Consider the following 3,751-nt stretch of genomic DNA (forward strand, 5'->3'; position numbering starts at 1 on the left):
CGGGTACACCTCGTTCGTGACCCCGGGGACGGGCTACGAGCTCGATCTCGAGACCCGCGACCTCGAGCTGCGCAAGCAGGTCGCAGTGCTCGGAGGATACGACCCGCGCGACTACGACCAGCGCCGGGCCTGGGCCACGGCATCCGACGGCACCCAGGTGCCCATCTCACTCGTCTGGAAGCGCTCGTTCGGCGACCCCGGCTCCGAGACACGGCCGGTGCATCTGTATGGCTACGGCTCGTACGAGCACTCGATCGATCCCGGATTCTCGGTCGCCCGACTCTCCGAGCTCGATCGGGGCATCGTCTTCGCCGTCGCACACGTGCGCGGCGGCGGCGAGATGGGTCGGCAGTGGTACGAGGACGGGAAGCTCCTCGCCAAGCGCAACACCTTCACCGACTTCGTCGCCTGCGCGGAGCACCTCATCGCGACGGGCATCACCTCCCCTGACACGCTGGTCGCCGAAGGAGGCAGCGCCGGTGGACTGCTCATGGGAGCGGTGACGAATCTCGCCCCCCAGCTCTTCGCCGGAGTGCTCGCCGCAGTGCCGTTCGTCGACGCGCTCACGACGATCCTCGACCCGTCTCTGCCCCTGACCGTCATCGAGTGGGACGAGTGGGGCGACCCGCTGCACGGTGCAGACGTCTACGAGTACATGAAGTCGTACTCGCCGTACGAGAACGTGCGCGACGGCGTCGACTACCCTCGGATCCTCGCGGTCACCTCGCTCAACGACACACGCGTCCTCTATGTGGAGCCGGCGAAATGGATCGCCGCGCTCCGCGTCGCCGGCGCCGCCGACGCGCTGCTGAAGTGCGAGATGGTCGCCGGTCACGGCGGCGTCAGCGGGCGCTACAACTCGTGGAAGGAACGCGCCTTCGAGCTGGCGTGGATCCTCGACACGGTCGGCCTCGCGTCGCACTGACATCGCGTCACACGCAGAGAACGGGCCGATCCACAGAGGATCGGCCCGTTCTAGTCTCTGGTGAGCGAACCGGAACTCAGCCGAACAGCGCCGCTGCCTCGTCGTACCGGCTGCGGGGAACGGTGTTGAGTTCGCCGAGCGCCTCGGCGAACGGCACGCGGACGATGTCGGTGCCCTGCATGGCGACCATCTGACCCCACGCGCCTTCGACGAGTGCGTCAGCGGCGTGGAGGCCGAGACGCGTCGCGAGAACGCGGTCGAACGCAGACGGCGAACCGCCGCGCTGGATGTGTCCGAGAATCGTCGCACGCGTCTCGATGCCCGTGATGCGCTCGATGGCGGGGGCGAGCTGATCTCCGATGCCGCCGAGGCGCGGTCGGTTGAACGCGTCGAGACCCTTGTCGCTGTACGCCTCGTCCATGCCGAGCAGCTTGAAGCCCTCGGACACGACGACCAGCGGCGCGCGGCCACGGTCGTGAGCGCTGGAGACGAGTTCGGTGATGTCGTCGATCGACATCGGCACCTCGGGGATGCAGATGGCATGCGCGCCTGCCGCCATGCCCGCGTGCAGCGCGATCCAGCCCACGTGGCGCCCCATGACCTCGGCGACCATGCAGCGCTGGTGCGAGTCGCCCGTGGTGCGCAGGCGATCCATCGCATCCGTGGCGATGTTCACCGCCGTGTCGAATCCGAACGAATAGTCGGTGGCCCGCAGATCGTTGTCGATCGTCTTCGGCACCCCGATGACGTTGATCCCGTCCTTCGCGAGGCGGTCGGCCGCCGCCAGGGTGCCCTCGCCGCCGATCGCGATGATGCCGTCGATCTTGTGCCCGTAGAGCGTCTTGGCGATGTTCTCGGCGCCGCCGCGCTCCCCCTCGTAGGGGTTGGTGCGGCTCGTGCCGAGAATCGTTCCGCCGACCTTCGAGAGCCCCTTCACCTCGTGCCGGGTGAGGGGGAAGAAGTCTCCGTCGACCACGCCGCGCCATCCGTCGCGGATGCCGACGAACTCGAGGTCGTAGGTCGTGGTGCCCTTGAGCACGATGCCGCGGATGACCGCGTTGAGTCCGGGGCAGTCGCCACCGCTCGTCAGAATGCCGATCTTCATGCTTGCCTCAGACGGTTCGGGAAAAGGGGGAAAAGGCGACGCTGCCTGGGATCGACCCTAGCGTCATAGGGCGACCACGCGCCATTCCACCCGATGAAAACCCGAGATCTTGCCATCGATTCTGGACGAATCGAGAGAAATGCAGCCCACTGCCGTAAAACGCAAGAAATCGGCATCAAGAACCGAAATTCTTAACGCCGATCTCTCTGCGATGAATACGTGGTCAGGCGCCGCTGAGCGCTTCTCGCAGCAGATGCATGAGAGCACCCAGCTGCACCGGCTCCGCAGCCGCCTCGTCAAGGGCTTCGCCGTCGAGCGCACGCGCCGCGAGGCCCTGCTTCTGATCGATCAGCTCGGCGATCTTCGCATCGACGGTGTGCGCGGCGATGATGCGCCAGGCGGTGACCGGCTCGCCCTGTCCGATACGGTGCACGCGGTCGATCGCCTGCGTCTGCTCGGCCGCCGTCCATGACAGCTCGGCCAGCACGACGTTGGACGCGGCCTGCATGTTGAGTCCGACGCCGGCGGCCGTCAACGAGCACACCGCGATGCCCACATCGGGATCGCTGTTGAAGTCGTCGATGGCCTGTTGACGCGCGGTCGAGGTCTGATCGCCACGGATCGAGACCGATCGGATGCCCGCCGATGCGAAGTGCGCCTCGGCCTGATCCATGACATCGATGTGCTTCGCGAAGAACACGACCTTGCCCACCGACCGCTGCAGCTGGGCGGCGTAGTCGGCCGCGAGATGCGCCTTCGCCTGACCGATGCGACGCACCATGGTGAAGACGTTGTCGCCGCCCGTGCCTGCGGCCTTCGACTCCTCGAGTTCGTTCTGAGCCACGAGACGGACGATGTCCTCGTCGATCTCGCCGGGTGCGAGACCGCGGTCGCCTCTGGCCTCGAGCATCCGGCGGTAGCGGGCGGCGAGCCGCTCGCCGAGTTCGCGCTCGGCCTGACGGATGCTGCGGCCGAACTCGTCGTCGAGCTGCACCGGCAGATCGGCGATGAGCTTGTCGGGAAGATCCGCGGCGACGTCCTTCTTCTTGCGCCGGACGATCCCCATCGAGATCACCGCTTCCCGGGCCTCGGGGTAGAACGCCTTGTCGGCGGGCGTGAAACCGGTGGCATCGAGCTTCTCCATCAGCTCGGGGCCGGGCTTCTCTCCCGTGGTCCAGCCGAGGAAACGCCAGATCGCGTCGAAGTCCTCGACGTCGTTGATCAACGGCGTGCCCGTGAGCGCGAGCATCAGCGGGTTTCCACCCGGTGTGCGCTCGCGGACGCGGTTCGCGAGCGAGAGCACGTTCTGCGATCGCTGCGAGCTGAGGTTCTTGATGAAGTGGGCTTCATCGACGACCATGCCGCGAAGGCCGATCGAGGCGAGCCACGACATGTGTCGGTCGAGGATCTCGTAGTTCACGATGAACACGTCGGCGAAGGCGTCGATGTCCGTGCCGTCGCCCTGGATGACGGTGGCGCGACGCTGAGGCGTCCAGCGCTCGACCTCGCGCGCCCAGTTCATCTTCACGACGTTCGGAACCACGACGAGTAGCGGGTAGGCGCCGGCGACCGATGCCGCCAGGACCGACTGCGCCGTCTTGCCGAGACCGGGCTCATCGGCGAGCAGGAAGCTCCGGTGGCCATCCCGGACCGCCTCGAGGAAGCGGGACTGATGAACCATGACCTCGAGGCCCTTGGGCGAGAGGTGGTCGTACTCGGGT

3 protein-coding genes are annotated in these 3,751 nt (G+C 66.8%); 1 reads left to right on the forward strand and 2 read right to left on the reverse strand.

All coding sequences use genetic code 11. The annotated features are described in order from the left end of the window. Positions 1 to 925: prolyl oligopeptidase family serine peptidase (locus tag J7E68_RS15890; protein ID WP_215174201.1), on the forward strand; the 925-nt coding region annotated here is incomplete at its 5' end. Positions 926 to 1,001: 76 nt separating this feature from the next. On the opposite strand, the gene J7E68_RS15895 is transcribed toward J7E68_RS15890, so the two are convergent. Together J7E68_RS15895 and J7E68_RS15900 are read right to left on the reverse strand one after the other, a co-directional pair. After that, positions 1,002 to 2,030 (reverse strand): ATP-dependent 6-phosphofructokinase, encoded by a 1,029-nt coding sequence (locus tag J7E68_RS15895; protein WP_215174203.1) that lies wholly within the window; start codon positions 2,028 to 2,030, stop codon positions 1,002 to 1,004. Between the two features lie 223 nt (positions 2,031 to 2,253). Continuing rightward, a partial coding sequence (locus tag J7E68_RS15900) for a DEAD/DEAH box helicase (RefSeq protein WP_215174205.1) occupies positions 2,254 to 3,751 on the reverse strand: 1,498 nt, incomplete at its 5' end.

Origin of the sequence: Microbacterium sp. ISL-103, assembly GCF_018613995.1 — a bacterium.
In the GTDB taxonomy this organism is placed as follows: Bacteria; Actinomycetota; Actinomycetes; order Actinomycetales; family Microbacteriaceae; genus Microbacterium.

What these genes read in the sequence shown, in the direction of transcription:
- J7E68_RS15895 (WP_215174203.1), bottom strand. Translation starts at nt 2,030, where the DNA reads ATGAAGATCGGCATTCTGACGAGCGGTGGCGACTGCCCCGGACTCAAC.